The 592-nt window shown below is 51.7% G+C and carries 1 rRNA gene; it reads left to right on the top strand.

The window, feature by feature from the left end:
• Positions 1-592 (top strand): 23S ribosomal RNA (locus LCM11_RS20340); the annotation flags it as partial.

Raw genomic sequence — 592 nt, 5'->3', positions numbered from 1 at the left:
AGGGGAGTGAAAGAGAACCTGAAACCGTGTGCCTACAAGTAGTCGGAGCCCGTTAATGGGTGACGGCGTGCCTCTTGTAGAATGAACCGGCGAGTTACGACCGTATGCGAGGTTAAGCAAAAGAAGCGGAGCCGCAGCGAAAGCGAGTCTGAATAGGGCGCGTGAGTATGCGGTCGTAGACCCGAAACCGTGTGATCTACCCATGTCCAGGATGAAGGTCAGGTAACACTGACTGGAGGTCCGAACCCACGTAAGTTGAAAATTACGGGGATGAGGTGTGGGTAGGGGTGAAATGCCAATCGAACACGGAGATAGCTGGTTCTCTCCGAAATAGCTTTAGGGCTAGCCTCAGAATAGAAAGTCATGGAGGTAGAGCACTGATTGGACGAGGGGCCCCTATCGGGTTACCGAATTCAGTCAAACTCCGAATGCCATCGACTTTGTTCTGGGAGTCAGACCGTGGGTGATAAGGTTCATGGTCAAAAGGGAAACAGCCCAGACCGCCAGCTAAGGTCCCAAAGTGTGTGTTAAGTGGAAAAGGATGTGGAGTTGCTTAGACAACCAGGATGTTGGCTTAGAAGCAGCCATCATT

The organism is Halobacillus halophilus, from assembly GCF_020171985.1.
Taxonomy (GTDB): domain Bacteria; phylum Bacillota; class Bacilli; order Bacillales; family Halobacillaceae; genus Halobacillus; species Halobacillus halophilus_A.
The sequence above is the reverse complement of the archived record's forward strand: the minus strand, read 5'-3'. Positions and strand labels throughout refer to the sequence as shown.